The sequence below is a fragment of the Rhodococcus sp. C-2 genome (genome assembly GCF_027854095.1).
Taxonomy (GTDB): domain Bacteria; phylum Actinomycetota; class Actinomycetes; order Mycobacteriales; family Mycobacteriaceae; genus Rhodococcus_F; species Rhodococcus_F qingshengii.
Genome location: NZ_JAQGFI010000013.1, coordinates 74,659 through 96,220 on the forward strand (window position 1 = coordinate 74,659; position 21,562 = coordinate 96,220).

General features: G+C 61.4%; 26 protein-coding genes. 17 read left to right on the forward strand and 9 right to left on the reverse strand.

The window, feature by feature from the left end:
- Positions 1-38 precede the first annotated feature (38 nt).
- The 6 genes from PCS43_RS25660 (at position 39) to PCS43_RS25685 (ending at position 3,687) form a co-directional block, all read left to right on the forward strand.
- Positions 39-425, forward strand: a complete 387-nt coding sequence (locus PCS43_RS25660; RefSeq protein ID WP_003945275.1) for a phage holin family protein — start codon at positions 39-41, stop codon at positions 423-425.
- A complete protein-coding gene (locus tag PCS43_RS25665) occupies positions 422-787 on the forward strand; it encodes a VOC family protein (protein WP_054831824.1) in 366 nt (121 codons plus the stop codon). Before PCS43_RS25660 ends, PCS43_RS25665 begins: the two co-directional genes overlap by 4 nt.
- A 75-nt stretch (positions 788-862) precedes the next feature.
- A complete protein-coding gene (locus PCS43_RS25670; RefSeq protein ID WP_003945238.1) occupies positions 863-1,339 on the forward strand; it encodes an SRPBCC family protein in 477 nt (158 codons plus the stop codon).
- 32 nt (positions 1,340-1,371) lie between these two features.
- The gene (locus tag PCS43_RS25675) at positions 1,372-2,700 is read left to right on the forward strand and encodes a WS/DGAT domain-containing protein (RefSeq protein ID WP_030536239.1); all 1,329 of its coding nucleotides are present in this window, start codon (positions 1,372-1,374) and stop codon (positions 2,698-2,700) included.
- A gap of 20 nt (positions 2,701-2,720) precedes the next feature.
- Complete coding sequence (locus PCS43_RS25680; protein WP_003945221.1) at positions 2,721-3,284, forward strand: mismatch-specific DNA-glycosylase; 564 nt, start codon at positions 2,721-2,723, stop codon at positions 3,282-3,284.
- A 52-nt stretch (positions 3,285-3,336) separates the two neighbouring features.
- Complete coding sequence (locus PCS43_RS25685) at positions 3,337-3,687, forward strand: hypothetical protein (protein ID WP_058226011.1); 351 nt, start codon at positions 3,337-3,339, stop codon at positions 3,685-3,687.
- A 60-nt stretch (positions 3,688-3,747) separates the two neighbouring features.
- Here the strand turns inward: PCS43_RS25685 and PCS43_RS25690 are convergent, their stop codons facing one another.
- On the reverse strand, positions 3,748-5,445 hold the full coding sequence (locus PCS43_RS25690; protein ID WP_029536802.1) for a fumarate hydratase: 1,698 nt from the start codon (positions 5,443-5,445) through the stop codon (positions 3,748-3,750).
- A 114-nt stretch (positions 5,446-5,559) separates the two neighbouring features.
- A complete protein-coding gene (locus PCS43_RS25695) occupies positions 5,560-6,681 on the reverse strand; it encodes a winged helix DNA-binding domain-containing protein (RefSeq protein ID WP_058226010.1) in 1,122 nt (373 codons plus the stop codon).
- Positions 6,682-6,952: 271 nt separating this feature from the next.
- Here PCS43_RS25695 and PCS43_RS25700 point away from each other — a divergent pair, with 271 nt between their 5' ends.
- The 8 genes from PCS43_RS25700 to PCS43_RS25735 all read left to right on the forward strand — a co-directional run bounded on the left by PCS43_RS25700 (position 6,953) and on the right by PCS43_RS25735 (position 14,283).
- Positions 6,953-7,078, forward strand: a complete 126-nt coding sequence (locus PCS43_RS25700; RefSeq protein ID WP_019744544.1) for a hypothetical protein — start codon at positions 6,953-6,955, stop codon at positions 7,076-7,078.
- Positions 7,079-7,393: 315 nt separating this feature from the next.
- Positions 7,394-8,398, forward strand: a complete 1,005-nt coding sequence (locus tag PCS43_RS25705) for an alpha/beta hydrolase (RefSeq protein ID WP_058226009.1) — start codon at positions 7,394-7,396, stop codon at positions 8,396-8,398.
- On the forward strand, positions 8,395-9,381 hold the full coding sequence (locus tag PCS43_RS25710; RefSeq protein ID WP_235808369.1) for an alpha/beta hydrolase: 987 nt from the start codon (positions 8,395-8,397) through the stop codon (positions 9,379-9,381). Before PCS43_RS25705 ends, PCS43_RS25710 begins: the two co-directional genes overlap by 4 nt.
- Before the next feature lie 85 nt (positions 9,382-9,466).
- On the forward strand, positions 9,467-9,946 hold the full coding sequence (locus PCS43_RS25715) for a VOC family protein (RefSeq protein WP_050656019.1): 480 nt from the start codon (positions 9,467-9,469) through the stop codon (positions 9,944-9,946).
- A gap of 109 nt (positions 9,947-10,055) precedes the next feature.
- A complete protein-coding gene (locus tag PCS43_RS25720) occupies positions 10,056-11,018 on the forward strand; it encodes an ABC transporter substrate-binding protein (protein ID WP_231915195.1) in 963 nt (320 codons plus the stop codon).
- A gap of 153 nt (positions 11,019-11,171) precedes the next feature.
- Positions 11,172-11,870: a CPBP family intramembrane glutamic endopeptidase gene (locus PCS43_RS25725; RefSeq protein ID WP_020908494.1), complete on the forward strand. Its 699-nt coding sequence runs from the start codon at positions 11,172-11,174 to the stop codon at positions 11,868-11,870.
- Positions 11,871-11,939: 69 nt separating this feature from the next.
- A complete protein-coding gene (locus PCS43_RS25730; protein ID WP_058226007.1) occupies positions 11,940-13,340 on the forward strand; it encodes an amidohydrolase family protein in 1,401 nt (466 codons plus the stop codon).
- Position 13,341: 1 nt separating this feature from the next.
- Positions 13,342-14,283, forward strand: coding sequence for an antibiotic biosynthesis monooxygenase (locus tag PCS43_RS25735; protein WP_007726302.1), 942 nt, complete (start codon positions 13,342-13,344; stop codon positions 14,281-14,283).
- Here the strand turns inward: PCS43_RS25735 and PCS43_RS25740 are convergent.
- The gene (locus PCS43_RS25740) at positions 14,271-14,501 is read right to left on the reverse strand and encodes a hypothetical protein (RefSeq protein ID WP_054801329.1); all 231 of its coding nucleotides are present in this window, start codon (positions 14,499-14,501) and stop codon (positions 14,271-14,273) included. The two genes, PCS43_RS25735 and PCS43_RS25740, sit on opposite strands and share 13 nt — an antisense overlap.
- Before the next feature lie 895 nt (positions 14,502-15,396).
- On the opposite strand from PCS43_RS25740, the gene PCS43_RS25745 reads away from it, so the two are divergent.
- The gene (locus tag PCS43_RS25745) at positions 15,397-16,179 is read left to right on the forward strand and encodes a DUF1906 domain-containing protein (RefSeq protein ID WP_042920828.1); all 783 of its coding nucleotides are present in this window, start codon (positions 15,397-15,399) and stop codon (positions 16,177-16,179) included.
- Here PCS43_RS25745 and PCS43_RS25750 read toward each other — a convergent pair.
- The gene (locus PCS43_RS25750; protein ID WP_007726289.1) at positions 16,166-16,666 is read right to left on the reverse strand and encodes a nuclear transport factor 2 family protein; all 501 of its coding nucleotides are present in this window, start codon (positions 16,664-16,666) and stop codon (positions 16,166-16,168) included. The two genes, PCS43_RS25745 and PCS43_RS25750, sit on opposite strands and share 14 nt — an antisense overlap.
- A 235-nt stretch (positions 16,667-16,901) precedes the next feature.
- Complete coding sequence (locus tag PCS43_RS25755) at positions 16,902-18,332, reverse strand: MFS transporter (RefSeq protein WP_047270338.1); 1,431 nt, start codon at positions 18,330-18,332, stop codon at positions 16,902-16,904.
- Positions 18,333-18,417: 85 nt separating this feature from the next.
- Here PCS43_RS25755 and PCS43_RS25760 point away from each other — a divergent pair, with 85 nt between their 5' ends.
- Complete coding sequence (locus tag PCS43_RS25760; RefSeq protein ID WP_003945257.1) at positions 18,418-18,876, forward strand: MarR family winged helix-turn-helix transcriptional regulator; 459 nt, start codon at positions 18,418-18,420, stop codon at positions 18,874-18,876.
- Here PCS43_RS25760 and PCS43_RS25765 read toward each other — a convergent pair.
- From PCS43_RS25765 to PCS43_RS25775, 3 genes are all read right to left on the reverse strand, one after another.
- A complete protein-coding gene (locus PCS43_RS25765) occupies positions 18,867-19,265 on the reverse strand; it encodes a hypothetical protein (RefSeq protein ID WP_042448789.1) in 399 nt (132 codons plus the stop codon). The genes PCS43_RS25760 and PCS43_RS25765 overlap by 10 nt on opposite strands.
- A 78-nt stretch (positions 19,266-19,343) precedes the next feature.
- The gene (locus PCS43_RS25770; RefSeq protein WP_003945233.1) at positions 19,344-20,087 is read right to left on the reverse strand and encodes an Rv1157c family protein; all 744 of its coding nucleotides are present in this window, start codon (positions 20,085-20,087) and stop codon (positions 19,344-19,346) included.
- A 271-nt stretch (positions 20,088-20,358) separates the two neighbouring features.
- Positions 20,359-20,661: a 4a-hydroxytetrahydrobiopterin dehydratase gene (locus tag PCS43_RS25775; RefSeq protein WP_003945236.1), complete on the reverse strand. Its 303-nt coding sequence runs from the start codon at positions 20,659-20,661 to the stop codon at positions 20,359-20,361.
- 16 nt (positions 20,662-20,677) lie between these two features.
- Here PCS43_RS25775 and PCS43_RS25780 point away from each other — a divergent pair, with 16 nt between their 5' ends.
- A complete protein-coding gene (locus PCS43_RS25780) occupies positions 20,678-21,103 on the forward strand; it encodes a (deoxy)nucleoside triphosphate pyrophosphohydrolase (RefSeq protein ID WP_007726279.1) in 426 nt (141 codons plus the stop codon).
- On the opposite strand, the gene PCS43_RS25785 is transcribed toward PCS43_RS25780, so the two are convergent.
- Positions 21,081-21,257, reverse strand: a complete 177-nt coding sequence (locus PCS43_RS25785) for a hypothetical protein (RefSeq protein WP_003945207.1) — start codon at positions 21,255-21,257, stop codon at positions 21,081-21,083. The two genes, PCS43_RS25780 and PCS43_RS25785, sit on opposite strands and share 23 nt — an antisense overlap.
- Positions 21,258-21,562: the final 305 nt, after the last annotated feature.

Here is a 21,562-nt window from a genome sequence, read left to right on the forward strand (position 1 = left end):
ATCTGTTCTCCTCGATATCCGACATATAGGATCAACAAATGATCAGCTTCCTGATTCGCGCCGCGATCTTCCTGGGTTCTGCCGCTGTCGGGCTTCTTGTTGCGTCGTTGATTCTTTCGGGCTTCTCGGCGCCCACATCCGGATTCATCGTTGCGGTCGTGATCTTTGCGATTGCGCAGTCGGTCCTGGCGCCGTTCATCGCCACGGTGGCAAAGCGCCATGCACCGGCATTTCTCGGCGGAATCGGATTGGTGTCGACATTTGTCGCGCTGTTGGTGGCGTCGCTCTTCTCCAATCTGTCGATCTCCGGTGTCTCGACGTGGATTCTGGGAACCGTCGTCGTGTGGCTGGTAACCGCCGTTGCGACGTTGGTTCTTCCGTTGTTGTTCGTGCGTAAGAAAGTTCAGGAGAAGAAGGCACAGTGACGCGCCCGAACATCGGTATGGACTACGCAGTCCTGGACTGCCCGGATCCGGCTGCATTGGCCAACTTCTACGTCCAGGTCCTCGAGTGGAAAAGTGTTCGCGACGAGGATGATTGGCACGTGATCGAAGGGCCCGGCGGGGGGCGGCTCGCATTTCAGCTCGCTCCGGATTTCGTTCCGGTGGACTGGCCGACCTCCGGTGTCGGGATCCATCTGGATCTGTTCGTGGATTCTCTCGACCCCGCCGAGGCTTGGGTGATCAGCCTGGGTGCGCAGCGGGTGACCGACATTCCGGAACATCAGACTTTCCGCGTGTACCGCGACCCGGTCGGTCACTTTTTCTGCCTGTGCCTGCGGGACTGAGTGTCGACTCGCTCCGATCTCGTCGACCGTGGATAATTCCGAACACTTGTCACGCCCGAGAATTGGAGATCGACGATGGCTTCGCAGAATTCCGACGAATTCCTGGTAGAACGTACGACGATCGTCAAGGCAGAAGCACCGGTCGTCTTCGCGTTGATCAACGATTTCCATCAGTGGACTCAGTGGTCGCCGTGGGAAGGTCTCGACCCGGCGATGCAGCGTACGTACGCGGGTCCTGACGCGGGCGTCGGGGCTTCGTACGCCTGGGCGGGAAACAAGAAGGCGGGCTCCGGTTCGATGGTGATCACCGAATCCGTCCCGAATGAACGAGTAGTTTTGGACCTGGCCTTCCTCAAGCCGTTCAAGGCGCAGAACGTCACCACGTTTCTCATCTCGCCGAATTCCGGTGAAGTTCAGGTGACGTGGAAGATGACCGGAAAGAAGAATCTGTTCTTCAAGATCTTCGGTTTCATCTTCAGCATGGACAAGCTTGTCGGAAAGGATTTCGAGAAGGGCCTGTCCCAGCTGAAAGCTGCTGCAGAAAAGAGCTGACAAGCCGGTGGTACCGTCTCCCGGTGTTACGGATGACGCCCACCGATGCCCAAACCTTCTGGATTTCGGAGAAGATCCCGAACGATCAGCTGCTGCTCTACTGTTTCGACGGGCAGAGCCAGCACATGGACGAGCTACGACGCTCGGTGGTCGAAAGAGCGTCGCTCATTCCGGATCTCAATGTTCGGATTCGTGAATCGCCGTGGCACCTCGACTATCCGGTGTGGGAGCCCATGCCGGTCGACGCCTCCTTGGTGAGAGTGCATGAGCTGCCCGAAAACTCGTGGCTCTCGTGCATTCACGGAATCGAGAAACTACTCGAGAACCACGTCGACCCGCGCGAGTCCCCGTGGACGCTGCACCTGTTTCACGGCGTCACCGGCGTGCCGCGCTGCAGTGGCCCGGCGCTGATCGCAGTTCTGCAGGTCGCTCATTCTCTGGCGGACGGCAAACGCGCGTCGGCGATTGCTCGCCAGCTGTTCTCGCCGCAACCGCCCGCGAAGCAGAAGACGGACGTGCGGCGTAGCGGATCAGCCGAGATTCTGGGCCGCGCCGCCCTGCGCCTTCCGGGCCAACTTGTTTCGCTGTTCCGCGACGGCCGGGCGGGGCACCGCGCGCAGTTACAGCTGCAGGCGGACACCGAATCGGGAGTTGTTGCGCCGCAGGCGGCGAGCCGTCCCAAGGTGCGCTCGAACATCCCTCCCGGACCGCACCGACTGGTGCGCATGGTCGTGCGGGACAGCGCAGATTTCCGTGGCGACGGCGTATCCGTCACAGTCGGAGCGATGACAGCCATCTCGGTAGCGATGGCGAACTACCTCACCGAGCGAGACGGCTCGGTACCGCCCGAATTGGGAGCTGAGGTGACCATCGCCAAGGCAGGTACACCCACGGCGCGCAATCACTTCCGCAATGCAGGTGTCGGGCTGTTCCCGGAAGTCGATGATCTTCGTGAGCGAGCCCAATTGATCAGGGAGTCGATGGACGAGCGTCGCGCACGTGCGTCCCATCCATCCAGCGCAGCGTCGGATCTCGCGCTGAACGCTGTTCCCGGCCCGCTGGTCCGTTGGGGCGTGCAGCAATACGATTTCACGGCAGTACCCGACGAGGTCACTGGAAACACCGTGGTGTCGAGTGTCGCGCGCGGTGACGCGGATCTGGTGCTCGGAGGCGGCGTCGTTCGGTTCACAGCGGGCTTCCCGAGTTTGTCGCCGGTCATGTCGTTGACCCACGGCGTACACGGGATCGGGGACACTGTGACGATCAGCATCACCAGCAGTCCGGCCTCGATTCCGGACATCGATGTGTACGAGCAGATGATGCACGACGCGATCGACGAGGTGCGCGAAGCGCTGTCGTGACGGCCTGATGTACTGGCTGCATGGGATTCACGCGCGCCGAACTGGAATCGTTCCGAGACGCCGAGATCGAGGATCTGATCGGGCCGGATTGCCGGCTGTTGTTCGTCGGTATCAATCCGGGACTGTGGACGGCGGCGACCGGCGCGCATTTCGCCAGACCGGGTAATCGGTTCTATCCGGCACTGCTGCGGGCAGGCATAATCGAGCATGCGATCGATCCTTCCGCGGGTATGTCGGACGCTGACACACAGCATCTGATCGATCGGGGAGTGGGCATCACCAATTTGGCGGTGCGGGCAACTGCGCGCGCCGATGAATTGACGTCGGAGGAACTCGCAACTGGCGGAGTTCGGGTCCGAAACATCGTGCGCGCAACCAATCCAGTAGTCGTTGCCTTCGCCGGGATCACCGCCTATCGAACAGCTTTCGGTGACAAGAAGGCGAAGGCCGGGCGTCAGGACCGTGATTTCGAGGGGGCAAAACTGTGGATCGTGCCCAATCCCAGTGGTCTCAACGCACACGAGACGGTGGACACCTTGGCAGCGAAATATCGTTCCGCCGCATCCGAAGCCGGAATTCTCTGAGAGAAGTCGCAGTTCCGTTCGGCCAGAACAAGGTACAAGTTAAAGTGCTTGTATGTCTGTTCTATACAACGTCTTTGTAGTGATTCACCTACTCGGCATGGCTGCCCTGGTCGGTAGCTACTTCACCGTCCTCAAGGCTCCTTCGATCACCGAGGTCATGGTGTGGGGTGCCAGGATGCAGTTCGTGTCCGGCCTGATCATCGTCGGGTTGGGCGAAGGCGCCCTGGACAAGAACTACATTCACGCGAAAATCGCTGTGAAGTTGGTGCTTTCGCTGGTCATCGTGGCGCTTGCCGAGATCACCCGGGCGAAGCAGAAGAAGGACCAGCCCAATCCGAATCTGGTGCACGTCGTCGGCGGGTTGTCGATCGTAACCGTATTCGTGGCCGCGCTCTGGACCTGACAAAGACACAAAAGAACCCCGGCGATCGAAACTCGCCGGGGCTCTTTGCTGTTGACGTGTCTACAGACCCGGACGCTTGCCGATCGTCAGGGTCACTTCACCGGTGTGCGCAAAGAAGTCGTTGCCCTTGTCGTCGACGACGATGAAGGCGGGGAAGTCCTCGACGTCGATCTTCCAGACGGCTTCCATTCCCAGTTCGGCGTACTCGAGGATGTCGACTTTCTTGATGCAGTCGAGTGCCAGGCGTGCTGCCGGTCCACCGATGGATCCGAGGTAGAAACCGCCGTGGGTGTTGCAGGCGTCGGTGACCTGCTTGGAGCGGTTTCCCTTGGCCAGCATGATCATCGAGCCACCGGCGGCCTGGAACTGCTCGACGTACGAGTCCATACGGCCGGCCGTGGTCGGGCCGAACGAACCGGACGCCATGCCGTCGGGCGTCTTGGCGGGGCCGGCGTAGTACACCGGGTGATCCTTGAGGTACTGCGGCATCTCTTCGCCTGCGTCGAGGCGTTCCTTGATCTTGGCGTGCGCGATGTCGCGTGCCACGACGAGCGGACCGGTCAAGGAGAGACGAGTCTTCACCGGGTGCTTGGAGAGCTCGGCCAGGATCTCCGACATCGGCTTGGTCAGATCGATCTTGACCGCAGCGCCCTTGCCGGTACCCGAAATGCCATCCGTCTCTTCGTCGAGCTGAGCGTCCGTGACCTCGGGCAGGAAACGGCCCGGGTTGAATTCGAGCTGTTCCAGGAACACGCCCTCCGGGGTGATCTTGGCCTTCGCCTGTCGATCTGCCGAGCAGGACACCGCAATGGCGACGGGCAACGAAGCGCCGTGGCGGGGGAGTCGAACGACGCGGACGTCGTGGCAGAAGTACTTACCGCCGAACTGTGCGCCGATGCCGATCTTCTGCGTGAGCTCGAAGACCTTCTTCTCGAGTTCGTGATCGCGGAAGCCGCGGCCCGTGATGGCGCCTTCGGTGGGCAATTCGTCGAGGTAGTGCGCGGACGCGTACTTGGCCGTCTTCATCGCGAACTCGGCCGAGGTACCGCCGACGACGATCGCGAGGTGGTACGGCGGGCAGGCCGCGGTGCCGAGTGAGCGGATCTTCGCCTCGAGGAACTGCATCATCGAGTCGGGGTTCAGGATCGCTTTGGTTTCCTGGTACAGGTAGGACTTGTTGGCGCTTCCGCCGCCCTTGGCCATGAAGAGGAACTTGTACGAGTTCTCGTGTCCGGCAGCAGTATCGGCGTACAGCTCGATCTGCGCGGGCAAGTTGTTGCCGGTGTTCTTCTCGTCCCACATCGTGATGGGGGCGTTCTGCGAGTAGCGCAGGTTCAGACGCGTGTAGGCGTCGTAGACACCGCGGGCAATGGACTTCTCGTCGTCGCCGGGGGTGAGCACATGCTGTCCACGCTTGCCCATGACGATGGCGGTTCCGGTGTCCTGGCACATCGGCAGAACGCCGGCAGCGGCGATATTGGCGTTCTTGAGCAGATCGAGCGCGACGAACTTGTCGTTGTTCGACGCTTCGGGATCGTCGAGGATGCTCGCGAGTTGCGTCAGGTGATCCGTGCGCAGGTAATGAGAGATGTCGTGCAGCGCCGTTTCGGTCAGCAAGCGCATCGCTTCCGGCTCGACCTGCAGGAAGGTGCGGCCGTCCGGTCCCTCGACTGTCGACACCCCTTCGGTGGTGAGCAATCGGTACTCGGTGGTGTCATCACCGATCGGCAACAGGTCCTCATAGAGGAAGTCGGCCATCATCTCTCCTGAACAAGGGTGCGTGCGAAGGTCGCATTCAGGTTATCGTTGGGGGTTTCCTTCTCCGAATCGGGGCGGGTGTGAGCTGGAATTATCCGGATGCCACTGGCTCGATCAAGATACTTCGACCAGTTCGGAGAGCTCGACGCCGCGAAATTCGGCAAGTATTTCGGCCTGCTGGGCCACTGCTGCGCGGGCCGATCGTGACCACGTTCCCCACGGGGTGATCGCGACCTTCAGCTTCTTTCCGGATGCTCGTGGTCGCCACAATCCGGTGATCGTGCCACCGACCACCACCGTGCCCGGTCGCCCGAGGGTCGGCCACACCGTCTTCTGGGCGGTCGGATCGGGAACCAGGGTCTCCCGATCCTTGAGCTGTACATACGGATCGAAAGGCCCGAGCAAGCGCGTACTCGAATCGGTGGGGGAGCCGAACAAGTCTTCGCGGTCCTGTTCGAGAATCCACCGCTTCTCGCCGTTCACCTCGATCTCCTCGGCATCGACTGGCCAGTGGGCTTTGACGTCCCTGACCGGAGCATCGAGAAACGACGCGACGTGAGCAGGAGTCGCGGGGCCGTAGAACCGCAGATAACCCCGGATCACGTCGAAGCGGGAATCTGCGTCTGCGCCCGTGGCGCTGAATGGGCGTCGGCGCCAACCCGGAATGCGTTCGAGCACTGGGGGAGATGTGTCCGGCTGTAGCTCGAGGCCTGCCTGCAGTGCCGCGAGCCGGAACGGCATCTCGTACAGATGAGTGGCGTTGCACGGGCGGCAGAATCTCAGATAGGGCTCGGTCACTCGGTTGGTCAACTGCGCGGACATCTCGCCCTTGACGGTTGGTTTCGAGACGATGTCCCGCATCGCAGCAGCAACTGTTTGCAGGGCAGTCAGCGTCGGGATGCCGGCGGCCTTCAGGGGCCGATTCGCGTCGTAAATGCGCTTGGCTGCATCGGCTTCGCTGAACGGCGACGTGGCGGCGGCGACGGCAGGCAGGTCGCCCCGACGGTAATAGTGGGGGGCTCCGCGCAACGTCCAGGCAAGAGCGAGCTCAGTGGCGTCGACGCGGACGCCGCGGATCCGCAGGGCCCAGGCGGCTCCGTCAGGTCCGGTGTTCTGAATCCCGAGATCGAGAATGCTGCAATCGCTGTGATCGGCGTCACCGACAACCGCTCGGTCGAGTTGATGGCGGTGCCACCGGAAATTAGCTACCTGCGTGAGTGAGGTTGCGCTAGACATGATTTCAGTTTACTGGTGGGTAACCGCAGGATTTGGGGCGGTTGATCAATGCGGCGACAGAATTGGTCAAATTCGACCGATTGGCCGGAATTTTTTCAGTAGCAGACCTTATTAGTCGAAATAATGACCCCATTGTCGGAATCCTTTGCCAACTGGTCGTTCGTATGATTACTGTTACCCACGTCACGGATACATTACAGATGTGACGCAGCTGTCACAGCACTGTCGGGTGCTTTTGGCAGCTGACCTCTGACCTCTCAAGGAGATTCACATGGGTTCAATGGAAGGAATTCTCGGCGCTGTTGTTCAGGGCCTGGGATCACTGTTCAGCGCTGACGGTCTGCTCAAGACCTTCATGGGATCGGTAGAGACCATCTCCAAGGACCCCACCCCCTAATTCAGCGCGACATTGCCACGCCCGCTCCGGGTGTAGTTACTTCAATTTCGACAAACTGCAGGAGGAAACTCATGGGATCTCTCGGTGAAGCCATCGGAAGCGTCAACAACCTCGGTCAGCGTCTCGTCGACGCACTGACCACGCTCAGCGGCGGCACGGTTACGCCCAAGTAAGCGTCGTCTGACGAGAAAGGCTCACGCACTCGGTGCGTGAGCCTTTCCGTGTCGACCGGATCGAGTATTTCCGATCACGTCGGGTTTGCCTGTTTCAGGCGGTACCGTTCGAAAGGTTCCGCTGCGGAAGAGAGTGACCCGGATGATCGAGACTCGTGCGTTACGAACGGTTTTCCGTGTCTTCGTGGCGTTGGCCACGGCAGTGTGTGGGCTCCAGCTCCTCACCGCACCGGGTCACGCTCAGTCGGCGGACAGCAGGCTGGTCGACATCTCGGTGTACTCACAGTCGATGGGGCGCGACATTCCGTTGCAGGTCTTGCGGCCGGCTGATACTTCGACGCCTGCTCCGACGCTCTACCTACTCAACGGAGTAGACGGAGGAAAAGACGACGCGACGTGGTCGGTGCGGACCGACGCACCGAAGTTCTTCGCGGACAAGCACGTCAACGTGGTCACGCCTCTCGGTGGAGCATTCAGCTATTACACCGATTGGGAGCGGCCGGACCCCGGCCTCGCGAAATCCGGCAACAACAACGGGGTCAACATGTGGACCACGTTCCTGACGGAAGAACTACCGCCAGTCATTGATTCAATGTTCGCGACGACCGGCGAGAACGCACTGGCAGGCCTGTCGATGGCAGGCACGTCGGTACTGGATCTGGCTATGGCGGCGCCCGCGCTGTACAACAGTGTCGGGTCCTTCAGCGGGTGCGCGATGACGAGTCCGGGCATCGGGCAGAACTTCGTGAAACTCGTGGTCGCCGTGGGTGGGGGTGACGCGGAAAACATGTGGGGTCCGTACCATGGTCCGGGTTGGCCGGCTCACGATCCGGTTGTCAACGCGGACAAGCTACCTCGAGTCCCTATGTACATCACAACAGCAACCGGAATTCCGGGTCCGTACGACACACTTGCCGATCCGCGGATCGGCAACGACGTCACAGATTTGGCGTTGCAACTTGTTCTCGGTGGCGGAATCGAGGCGGCAACTCACTACTGCACCACCCAGCTTGCGGACAGGACGAACGCATTGGGTATGAACAACATTCGCTACAACTTCAAGCCGGCAGGAACGCATTCATGGGGATACTGGGAAGACGACTTACACGACTCGTGGCCGATGATCGCCGCGTCGCTCGGCGTGTGAGGCCCCATCGAGCAAGCCTTCGAAGCGTCGTTCTCGTCGGCGCGCTCGCCTTGATTTCACTACTTGCGTTGCCCTCGACCGCGCTCGCCGACGAGACCCCGAAGATAACGAGTGTCACCGAACTGTCTTCGCGCTTGGTTCTTCTCGACGTCGCGAGTCCCGCCATGGGGCGCACCATGCAGGTGAAAGTGCTGCTTCCTGCCGACCGCTCGGAACCGCGCGGGACGCTGTATCTCCTGGACGGCAATTCCGGGCAGATCGAAGAGAACAACTGGCTGGCTCCGGCTAACGGCGATATCGTCCCGTTCTTTGCCGACAAAAACGTGAACGTCGTACTCCCCATCGGTGGAACCGGCACCATGTACACCGATTGGCAGGAAGACCACCCGAAATTCGGTCGTCTGAAGTGGGAGACGTTCCTGGCGAAAGAGCTTCCCCCACTGATCGACACGAGCTTCGCCACCAACGGGCACAACGCAATCGGCGGGATTTCGATGGGCGCAGAAGCCGCGCTGATTCTGGCCCAGCGCTCAGCCGGGTTGTACGACGCGGTCGCCGGCTACAGCGGCTGCTACACAACTGTCGGGGGATTCGGCAAGGCGTTGACCGATCTTGTGGTGATCAACGGAAATGCCCGTTCGGAGCAGATGTGGGGTCCGGCCGGCAGTGAGGCTTGGCAAGAGCACGACATCTTCGCCAATGCCGACAAGCTGCGCGGCACCAAGGTGTATCTCGCCTCGGGATCGGGACTACCAGGTCCGCACGAAACTCTCGATACTCCTGCCCTGGGCCGGGTATTGGTCGTTGGCGGGGTCATGGAACTGGGATCGAACCTGTGCACCGACCAGATCACTCAGGTGTTGCGTGATCGCGGAGTCGATGTCACCCGCAGCGCTCAGCCGGTGGGGACGCACGGTTGGCCGTACTGGCGCGACGAACTCGTTCGTTCCTGGCCGATGCTCGAATCTGCGTTGTCCGCTTGAGCAGTTCCTGGCGATGAGTTTTCGTTTCGGGTCGGGTCTATAACCCTGTACACCTGTTTCGTAACCTCTCCGACAAGGACAGAACATGCCTTCCATCACTCCCTGTTTGTGGTTCGACAACCAAGCAGAAGAAGCAGCCAACTTCTACATCTCGGTGTTCGGTTCCGGGCAGATACTCGGAATCGAAAGGTACGTCGAGGGATCGCCCTCCGGAATGCCGGCAGGCTCGGTGATGACCGTCAGCTTCGAACTCGGCGGTCAGCGATTCACCGGATTGAACGGCGGGCCGATGTTCACGTTCTCGGAAGCAGTGTCTTTCGAAATTCCGTGCGTCGATCAGGCTGAGGTCGATCACTACTGGTCCAGGCTGACCGAGGATGGGGAAGAGGGCCCGTGCGGATGGGCCAAGGACAAGTTCGGATTGTCCTGGCAGGTAGTCCCGAATCGCCTTCTCGAACTGATGAAGGATCCGGATCGGGCCAAGGCGCAACGCGCCACGGACGCGATGATGAAGATGAAGAAGATCGACATCGCGGAGCTCGAACGGGCCGCAGACGCGTCCTGAACACGATCTGGCCGATGGGCGACAGCCTTCGTTAGCTGATGCTAGCCTTCCCTAATTCTCGCTGAGCGTTGGAGGAGTGCTGGTAACCATGCGAATCAAAGTCTCTCGAATGAAGATTGCAGTCACCGCCTTGGCGGCCTCGCTCGCCGTCGCCGGACTTGCCGGCTGCAGCAGCGACAGCGCTGACGCACCCGCGGAGGCGGGAGCAACCGTCTCGACCATGTTCGGTGACGTCGAGGTCCCGGCCAACCCGGAGCGCGTCGTCGCGCTCGGTTGGTCGGACGCCGAGACGGCACTCGCTCTGGGCACTCAACCAGTGGGCGTCGCGGACTGGATGGCGTTCGGTGGCAAGGGCGTCGGACCCTGGATTGCGGACGAGTTCACCACGGACCCGAAGATCCTCGGAACCATGGACCTGAGCATCGAGGACGTCATTGCTCTCGACCCGGACCTGATTTTGTGGACGAGAAGCGACAACACGCAGGCCACCTACGACAAGCTCAGCGCCATCGCGCCGACGGTCGGGCCGCCGCCGGGTCTGTCCACTGCGTACGGGACGACGGTCGAGCAGCAGACCGAACTCGTCGCGAAGGCTCTCGGCAAGGAAGCAGAAGGAAAGGCGCTACTGTCCGGCCTCGACGCCAAGTTCGACGCTGCAATTGCCGCCAATCCGAGTTTTGCGGGTAAGACAGCGGCCGTCGGCGCCTACAGTACCGACGGTTACGGCGCGTACGTACCCGGCGACGCACGCGCAGACTTCATGACCCGTCTCGGCTTCACGATCCCGACGGCGATCACCGAAAAAGCCACCGGAAACTTCTACATCCCGGTTGCCAACGAGAACCTGAATCTGTTCGACGCCGACCTGACCGTGCTGTTCCCGATCTTCCTCGACAGCAGTGCGTTTGCGAACGATCCGCTACTGCGCGCAATCCCGTCGGCCCAGGAGGGACATCTGTTGATCCTCGATGACCCGGCACTCGTCAATGCGTTCTCGAGTGGCTCGGTACCGGGGTTGACCTACGCAATCGACAACGCCGTTCCGAAGTTTGCGAGCACGCTCGTCGCCTGATCAGAGCTGTTTCGGGACCTGCCCGTCACTGTGAGCGTGTTCGCAAACAGTGGCGGGCAGTTCTCGTGCGTCAGTACACTGGAAAAAGTGAACTTTCAGCTAACGAGCGGCGGCCCAGTGGAGATCGAAGCGACCGCTCCTCGTTTTCCGCGGATGCATGCATACGTGGATATCGCTGTTGTGATCGTGGTGCTGGTGGGAACCAATCTGATCGCGCATTTCACCACCGCCTGGGCAAGCATCGCGACGGTACCCATCTCTGCTCTCGTCCTGTTGGCGCTCACCAAGCGCCGGGGAATGGGGTGGGCGGAATTGGGGCTGTCCCCTCGTGACCTGCGGCGAGGTTCGAAGTACGCGCTTGCTGCCGTCGGCCTGGTGCTGACCGTTGTCGCCGTCGGCGCCCTGCTTCCGCTCACACGTCCTTTCTTCATGGCGGATCGCTACGCCACTATTTCCGGCGCGATCATCGCGTCGATGATCGTGATCCCGCTGCAGACCGTCATTCCCGAAGAGTTGGCTTTCCGTGGCGTCCTGCACGGCACGTTGAACCGGGTCAGTGGATTCCGCGGCGTCGCCGCTGCCGGTTCTCTGATGTTCGGACTGTGGCACATCGCGTCGTCGATGGGTTTGACCAGCGGTAACGAAGGGCTGTCCGGCTTTCTCGGTACCGGAGTCGTCGGCCAGGTCGCCGGCATCCTCGGAGCCGTTCTCGCCACCGCTGCGGCCGGTCTCGTATTCACCTGGCTTCGTCATCGCAGCGGCAGCCTCATTGCGCCGATTGCTCTGCATTGGTCGTTGAACGGTGCCGGTGCGCTGGCTGCGGCTCTTGTTTGGCATGCAACTCTTGCTTGATCCCAATATCTGACAAAAAGGACAGCATTCGCCGCGCGACGCCGGGTAGTTTTGTGCTTTGCTCAGTAAGTGACGCACCTTCATCGAGGCCATGTCTTCCACATCTCCGGTCGTCCGACGGTAGAGGATGCGGCGCAGTCGCTCGTCTCGATCCCCGACGGCGTCTTGGCGATCGACGATGCCGGAACGATCGTCTACTGCGGAGAATTCGGATCACTCCCGAGCGGTCTCGAAGGCGCTGAAACCCACGACCACCGACCGGGTTTCCTGCTGCCCGGATTCGTCGATGCACACATTCATTTCCCGCAGACCTACGCCGGCGACGCATACGGCGGCGGCCAACTCCTCGAGTGGCTCGACCTGTGCGTCTTTCCCTCCGAATCGCGATTCGCTGATCCGGAGTTTGCCCAGCACGCTGCCGAGGCCTTCTGCGCTCGCCGAATCGCCACGGGAACCACGGCCGCGATGGTGTTCGGATCGGCCTTCCCGCACGCGCAGGACGCCCTGTTCTCGGAAACTCTGAAACGCGGCCTTCGGGTGGTCAGCGGACGTGGGGTTCAGACCACCGGCCCGGCCTCCGCCGCCGCGCTGATCACCTCGGAAGAGGACGCGATCAGACTCACCCGCGAGGAGATCGACAAGTGGCACGCGGCCGACACCGGCGACGTGAACACTGCGCTCGTTCACGTCGCAGTGGTTCCCCGCTTCTCTCTCGCGGTGACAACACGGACGCTGAAGGATTTGGGGGAGTTGTACGACTCCGTCCGTGACCGGGGCGTCTACTTCCACAGTCATCTCAACGAGAACAATCGGCCCGGAACCGGCGAGGTGGCAACCACACTCGCCGAGTACGAGGTCGAGACCTATCTCGACACGTACGACGGCAAGTTCCTCCCCGGCTCACAGGTCGGCGGAAAGAGCTTCCTGGGTCCACGCGCGATACTCGCGCACTCGGTGCACTGCCAGGACTCCGAACTCGCACGAATGGCCGAGACCGGAACCTCGATCGCACATTGCCCTACGTCCCAGCAGTTTCTCGGCTCCGGCACCATGCCGTGGAAACGAACCGTTGCGTCAGGGGTCAACATCGCGATCGGATCGGACTTCGGTGGCGGCGACGAGTGCCTGCTCACCCGAGTCCTCGGCGACGCCTTCAAGGTTCACATCTCCGAAGCCGGAGACGACGGAGTGTCGATGCACCCTGCCGAACTGCTGTTCACCGGAACACTCGCCGGTGCTCGCGCGCTGGACATGGAGAACCGGATCGGCAACTTCGACGAGGGCAAAGAGGCCGACTTCCTGGTGATCGATCCGTCCGGGTGGCCGCCGCTCGCCGGGCTCGTCAACTACGGAACGCGTTCGGATGATCCGATACTCGCCCGCGACCAGACGCTCTTCGGGCTCCTGATGGCGATGCGCGAGCCCGCGATTGCGCACGTGTACGTGCAAGGGCGCCGGATATCGGGCTGACGTGTCCGCAACTGCCATCACCGGGTACCACCGAACGAGTTCGGGATTCCGGGCGTGGGTCGAGCGTGCGGCCGAGACCGCCGGTCGATTCGACGGCTACCTGAGCTGTGGCATCAGTGATCAACCGGAACCGGTGTCGCACGGCGTGTCCGTCACTTTCGACAGTGCCGACGATCTTCATCGTTGGCTGGAGTCGACTGATCGCCGCGATCTCGAAAGATCAGCTGCTGCAACGGGAATTCTGGCGCAGACGAGTGATCTCGTTCTGATCGACGGCGTGCTGCCGCCGCCCGGTATCGGTGTGTACGACCACGCCGTCGTCGTGGGTAAGGAGAACGAGTTTCTGCGAACGCAACGACACCTCATCGATCTCAGTTCGCGATTCTCCGGCTACGAGTCGGTGATGTTGTTGCGGTCGGTCACCGACTCCACCCAGTGGAAGTCCGTCCTTCGGTTTCGGACAGAGCAGCAGTTGGCGGTGTGGATGGCGTCGCCCGAGAGGGCCGCAGCACTACCGAAACTGCGGGCCGAGTTGGCCGAGGACTTCACCGAGACCACGCGGTCGACACCGTTCGGCACCATTCTGCGCACGGAGAACGGGCAGACTCGCGCGACGCCGAATTGGAAGACGGCGATGATCATCCTGCTCGTCCTCTATCCCACGGTGATGACGCTGTCGAGGTTTCTCGGGCCGCTGCTCGACGGGATCGGAGCGCCGCCGTGGCTGTCGATGTGGTTGAGCCAGATAGTCAGCGTCGGCGCCATGACGTGGTTCCTGATGCCGACGGTCACGAGATGGTTCCGTCATTGGCTGGACCCGGTCGACGGCGCCGTTCCCCGCACCAACTGGCGCGGCGTCGCGGCGGTAATTGCGGTGTACGCAGTGACTCTGACGCTCTTCGCGTCGGTGAAGTGGCTGCAGTTCTGGGACTACTTCGACTGAATCCGGCCTCGGCGGAAGTAGGTGAGTGGCCCGAAGAAGTTGACGAAGATGATCGCCGCCCACTTCTTCTTGCTGCCGTTGACCGTATCGGCAGGGCGTCGCGCCAGGTCTGTCCACGCGGCGATCGCCAACAGGGACTGAATCGTTGCGAGCACGGCGACGACGCGGCGTTGCGCGGGTGACAGCTCACTCCAGGACTTCTTCTTTGTGAGGTTCATGAACTCCACTGTGCCCTCGAACGTCCAATCGGTGTCGAGATCCGGTTGTTATCGGTGCCGGGAGTTCCTCAAATCAGTGTGAATAGCGTCACCATGATGACCGATAGGTACGGTCCCGCGGGCCGTCGGGCCGGTCGTTTTCGGCGTAAAGATCTCGCTAACTGAAGTTATGGCTGAAAAATTGCGCACACGCTCAGGATGCAATGTGCCCTGGATGGGGAAATTTGGCATCGATTCGCAAGTAAGAGACTTTGACGGCGAATCTCTCAGGGTGGGGAAGTCGAGCCCTCTGTTCTTGCAGCACCGGTCCAGCGGTGATGCTGCACGATAACTGATCTCGGCAACCATGTTCGAATTTTGTCAGGAATGCGCAATATGGTGACAAATTGTTCACCGTGACTGGTTGTTACCTGTGGATATGAGGTCACTAGAGCGGGCCTGAAATGTAACGTCCCGGACACATTTGGTGTCGTAAAAGTAACGGAAGGGCTCTAGTGTTAGCCCCGGCAGCCAGCCAGTGGCCCGCCATCACGGACAGTTCATCACTGACAGGAGCAATATCAATGCCTACTATCGGTTTCGGCGACATCTCAGACTTCCTCGGCGCTTTCGCTGACCTCTTCGGATTCCTCGACTTCATCTCCGGAAGCGTTGAAGGCCTGTCGGCAGAGTAAGTCCCGCAGAGCAAGAAGTGCCCCCGAGCCTGTGGCGCGGGGGCACTTCTCTGTTTCATCGAGCTGCGCGGTGGAGTGGGCACCGAGCCCATTTGTCGCAAATGTGGCTCATGTTGGCCAAGTGCATGGCGGGGATGATGTGACTGTGGTGGAATGCGAGCGAAAGAAGATAGCTTGCCTGCCCGCCACTTCGAGCGGGACACGCCGATGATCGGAGCTTTGTGCACGTCTCGCGAAGAAACCTCTTCAAGTACGCAGCGGCTGGATCGGCGGCTGCCGGACTCGCTGCATTGAGCGGTACGACGTCGGTGGCCAATGCCGGTTCGCTCGGGACCCTGCTCGATTACGCCGCCGGTGTGCCGTCCGCTCAGGCAATCAAGGCCGCCGGGTATGCGGGCGCCATTCGGTACGTCTCGGACAGGCGCCCGGGCGCCGATTGGATGGTCGGCAAGCCCGTACTGGCGCGGGAAACCGACGCGTTGACCGCGGCCGGACTTCAAGTCGTTTCTTGCTATCAATTCGGCAAGGGCGGAACGGCGGACTGGCGCGGGGCCCGCGAAGCGGGCAAGCGTCATGCTGCCCGTGGCCTCGAACTACATGCGGCGGCTGGTGGGCCGTCCGGTCGCCCGATCTACGCGTCGATCGACGACAACCCGACCAGTACTGAAATCACTACGCTGATCGCGCCGTACCTCGAGGGGTGGGCCTCGGTTGTCGGCAACGGAGCGCTCGGCGTCTACGGAAACACTCGCGTGATCGACGCCATGATCAGTGCCGGCGTCGGAACCTGGTTCTGGCAGCACAATTGGGGCTCGCCCGCAGGGTATGTGCACCCGCGGGCAAACCTGCATCAGTTCGAGATCGACAAGCGCAAGGTCGACGGCGTCGGCGTGGATCTGAACTCGATCCTCACTCGGGACTACGGGCAGTGGTCGTTGGCCGGTGCGGTCGGTCCGGCTCAGCCGGTCGGATCCTCGTTGCCGACAGGATCTATCGCACCATAGCGCCGAATTTGGCGAGCCAGGCCTTGGCGTCGTCGGGGAGGGTGCCCGCCGCTTCCGCGGCGAGGCACCATGCTTTTGCCATCGACAGGAAGTTCATCGGGTTGTAGGCGTCTTCTTCGCGAGACCACAGTCCGTTGCCGGCGTAGTGCAGGATCGTGATGTTGGCGGCTCCGTGCTTGGATCCGTCACCCGGATCCTCCATCGGGTTGTCGATCTCGCACACGATCCATCCGCGCTGCTCGTCGACCACGAACCAGTTGGCTGGAAATTCGGTCATGCGGTGCCCCGGGAACTCCGTCATCGTGCGAGTAACCCACTTGCGTACGGCCTCTCGGCCATTGAGGGTGCCGAAAGCGTGTTCCACGTAGACGACGTCCTCGGTGAACATGTCCGCGAAGGCGTTCCAATCGCCGGAACGAGTGCACTCGACAACGGTGTTCTGGTAACCCGCGAAGGCGTCTTCGAGTTCGGTGCGTGTCCAGGTCATGAAAGGCTCCTCGGGTAGTCGTCGCCTCAAATTAGAACACGTTGCAGAATTGATTGTCGGCGATTCGATGCAGGAGGGTTCTGCGGTACCGTCGTTGGCGGGTCGGGGACCCGTTATGTGAGAGGGCACCACGTGGATATCATCATCAATTTCATCTACACACTTCTGTCGAAGTTGCAGACGGGCAGCATCGAAGGCTCTTCGGAGAAGTGAGTCCTCCGCCGGGTTGATTCCCCTACGAGACTTTCTGTTTGGGAATCAACCCGGCGAACACCATCGTCACGACGGCGGCGGCGATGGAGATCAGGAACGTGGCACGAAACGCCTCGAACGAGGGGATCACTGCGGTGCCGACGGTGATGGTCATTCCGGCCAGGACGACGCTCACGATCGCGGCAGACGTCGACGTGCCGATCGATCGCATCAGTGAGTTCAGTCCGTTCGCGGCTGCAGATTCCGTGATGGGGACTGCGCCCATGATCAAGGCCGGCATGGCCGAGTACGAGAGCCCGACGCCCGCTCCGATGAACATTCCGGCCACGGCGACCTGCCAGACGCTCGACACCGTGAAATATGCGAAGGCGTAACCCAATCCGATGACCAGGGCGCCGAGCATCAACGTGATTCGCGGGCCGCGCCAAGCCGAAATTCGAGCGGAGACGGGCGAGAGCGCCATCATGACGAGTCCGCCGGGGGCCAGTGCGAGCCCCGCTGCAACCATGGACAGTCCGAGTCCGTAACCGGTGGACGTCGGTGCCATGAGCAGTTGGGGGAGCGTCAGGGAATTGCCGTACATGGCAAAACCGACGGCGATCGACGCGAAGTTGGTGAAGAGAACTTGCGGCCGGGCCGATACGCGGAGGTCCACCAGCGGTGCGTTGCGTCGAAGTTCCCACCATCCCCACATCAGGAAGCTGAGCGCGGAAACCGCAAGGAGCCCCAGGGTTTTCGCGTCGCTCCATCCCCAGGTTCCGCCCTTGGTGATGGGGAGTAACAGGGTGATCAGACCAACGGTGAGGCCGAGCGCACCGACGAAGTCGAAACGTCCCGGGCGTCGTACGGTCGATTCGGGAATGACGAACGCAACCAGTGCGATGCAGATCAGCCCGAACACTGCCGATGTGACGAAGAGGAAGTGCCAGTTGGCATTCTGGGCGATCACCGCGGCGATCGGCAGTCCGATCGCACCGCCGACGCCGAGGGTGGCGCTCATGACCGCCATCGCGCCGGCCACTTTCTTCGGTGGAAGAACGTCACGAATGATGGCTATGCCCAATGGAATTGCCCCGACCGATGCTCCTTGAAGTGCACGGCCGACAACGAGCACGATCAGTGATGGTGCGATCGCGCAGATGGCCGAGCCCAGAACGACCATCGCGAGACTGACCAGCAGCATTCGTTTCTTGCCGAACATGTCGCCGAGGCGCCCGCTGATCGGCGTGATCACCGCGGCGGCGAGGAGTGTTGCGGTGACCGCCCACGAGGTGTCGGCGGGAGTGGAGTTCAACAGGTGCGGCAATTGCGGAATGATGGGGACTACCAGCGTCTGCATCAAGGCGACGACGATTCCGCACAGTCCTAGAACGGTGAGCACTGGACCCGAGGATGCGTAGTTCGTGTCGGGGATTTTCTCGTCGACATTGGACGACCCTGCGTGAACGGACATGCGGCTCCCGCCATGGCGTGTTCTGATTGGTGCGTTCGCCCCAGTGTGCACGCTACACATCGTGTGTAGTCTGCACAATATGAGGATGGACCGGGACCCTGATCTGGTGAATATCGAGTACGAGTTGACTCTGCTCTCGCGTTACCACGCGCTCGCACAACGGGCCGAACTTCATCTGGACCGGTCGGCGTATCTACTGCTCGGTCGACTGGAATTGCAACATCCCATGAGCCTCAAGGAGCTCTCCTGCGCTTTCTCGCTCGACATCTCCACCATCAACCGGCAGATCGGCGCGCTGAGGCGTCAGGGCTTGGTGGAGCGAGTGGAGGATCCGGACGGAGGGCTCGCGCGAAAGGTCCGGCCGACGGCGCAGGGGCTGTCGAAACTTCGTGCTGATCGCGAACATTCGACAGCCGGTGTCGAAAAGGTCCTCCGCGAGTGGACGCCGGAGCAGCGTCTCGCGCTCGGTGACCTACTGCGGCAATTCAATACCTCGGTCGAAGCGCTGGAAGGCCGCGAATGGCCGCGACCGAATCAGGTCTGAGAGTGCGAGACGGATCGTAGTGAGCGGTCCGGATCGCTCGAATCCGATTCCGGCGCAATGACAACAAGTTTCGGGTGTTCTTCGGGGGCTGCATGATTTCCACGCCAGGAGAGCAGTGACCAACGTGAGAGACCGGACAGCGCGGACCCGAGACTGGCGAACGAGCCCGAACTCAGGACCGACGCCGTAGACCCGATGCTTCCGATCGAGAGAAAAGAGCCGACGCTACCGATCGACAGGATCGAGTACGCCGATCCGATCGAGAGAATGGACCCCTCGGATCGGATGGACAGTATCGATCGCGTCGACTTGTGTGACCGTATCGACTGGTCTGGGCCGGATTTCTTCTCTGGACGACCGTGCGTGATGTCCACTCGTAGATGTCCCATCTATCGGGTCTATCACGGTGATCGGAGATGCAAAAGGGACCCACCGAAATTCGGTGGGTCCCTTTCACAAGACTTCGATCAAGCTACCGCGAACATGCCCACGGTCGGAAGGAAGCTGCAGGTGATGCGATCTGCGCCTTCCGGCTGGGTGGTCAGCGAACCGCTGATCACCGAGAGAACGCGTCCGGGGCCGGTATCGGCGATAGCCGACAGAGTGGCTGGGCCGTCCGGGTTGATGCGTGCGGCGTTGGTCAAGTTCTGGGTGGCGCTGCGCTGGTTGTCGATGTTGACCCAGGTGACGGTCATCGGCACCGGCTGGTCGTCGACGGCGGGAGCCGTACCGAGAGCGGTGAAGACGAATCCGGCCTGACCGGCAGCGGGACCGGGAGGAGGCAGGTGAGCCGGGCCGGGAACGGCAAGTGCGGTTCCGACCGAATCGGCGGTGGCCGAGATGCAGCCCTTGCCAAGCGTCGGGTAGAGGAACTGCGCGATGACGGGGGCGTTCTCGTCCGGGATCGCCGGTCCGCCGCCGCCGCTGCCGTCGAGGAAGGTGATGACCTTCTCGAGGGTGGCCTTGATCTCGGGCGGAATGCCGGGGGAGTTCAGGATCGCGCGAGCCTGGTCGAGCAACGCTTGCTGCGGTCCGCCTGCAACATCGGCCGGACCTGCGGCGGCGCCGATGATGGCGGGCGCAAACGATGCGAGGAACTCGATCGGCACACTTTCGGGTGCGGGCGGTGCTGCCGGATCGGCCATTGCCTGTGCCGGCAATGCCAGTCCTGCTACTGCGGCAATAGCGACGGCGGTGAACGCCTTTCGCATACCTCGGGTTCGAAGCACTGTTTCCCCATCCTTAGTCATACCGCGCGGGCGCCTAGGCGAGCTCCGCGTTTGACGGCTCGAGGGGTCACTCTATGTACAGAGCCCCCGGGTTGTACAGCTGTTCAGTTGCTGAGCAGCTACGCACCGGGGGGAGTCTATGGCATGACCGGCCTCGATCGTGATTTACGGCGACCATACCTGTGACTGAAGTGATCTATGTGAAAGTTGATGCAACTGTTACGTCAGATTGCGAGGTTTGTTCACTCGAAGATCAGTCGAAACGGACCGAATCGTCGACGAGTACGTCAATTCGACGGGCAAGGTCGAAGTCCAGTTCCGTGAGACCGCCCGCCGAGTGTGTCGAAAGCGTGTACGTGACCTTTCGCCAGCGAACGTCGATGTCGGGATGATGATCCGCGGCCTCGGCGACTGCCGCGATGCGTTGAAGAAGCGCGATGGCGTCCGGGAATGTCGCGGAGTCGACCGTGCGAGTGATCGACCCTGGCGACAGTTGCCAGGCGGGCAGTTCGTCGAGAGCGTTTTGGATCGCGGAGTCGGACAACAAAGTGGCCATACTCCATCATGGTGCGATGAGTGATGCACCTGCAAGGGATCGGGAAGTTGTCGCCGGTGCGATCTTCCGCGAGGGAAGGCTGCTCCTCGCGCAGCGGACGAGTCCGCCGGCTTTGGCCGGTCGTTGGGAGCTGCCGGGCGGGAAGGTCGAAGAATTCGAATCGCCACAGAACGCGTTGGCGCGGGAGCTGCTCGAGGAACTGGCGGTCGAGGTGAGATGCGGCGCCAGAATCGGTGTCGACGTGCCACTGTCGCCTGGGTTGGTCCTGCGGGCCTACCGGGCGGAGTTGGTGTCGGGAGAACCGGTCGCGCTCGACCATGCTCAATTGACATGGGTCGACGCCGAAGAACTGTTGTCGATGGATCTGGTGGACAACGATCGAGCCTGGATCCCCGAGTTACTCGCGGAATTGAGCGCGCTTACGCCGCACGAGCCTTCTTGAGACCCGCTTTCAGTTCCTTCTTGGATGCGCCCTCGTTCTCGAGCTTCTTCATCCGCATGATGACGACGGGACACTTGATGCACCGCGTCTTCTTGCGGCAGCACTTCTTCTTCGGCTTGAGCTGCGAGACCTTGCTTGCCTTGACTTTTCCCATGTGACGCTGCGGCTTTCCTGTTTCACTACGGCGGAGAGCCCGCTCTTGGAACGAGGTTAGCGTACCCTTAAATGACCTGTTTCTCCAGGTCGTAATCCTACGCGCATCGGCGTGGTGCAGATCACTATTCGCTGGTGGGGGCGGTGATAGAGGCCGCACAATGCAGGAGTATCAGCCCGGAGCGAGTAGTATTTACTAGGCCGCGGTGCCTTCTCAGGCGATTCGTGCCCTGATTCGGATCACACACTCGTGCAGCGGCCACCAGAAGAGCCGTGCGACTTGACTTTCGCGTGGCCGAATCAACT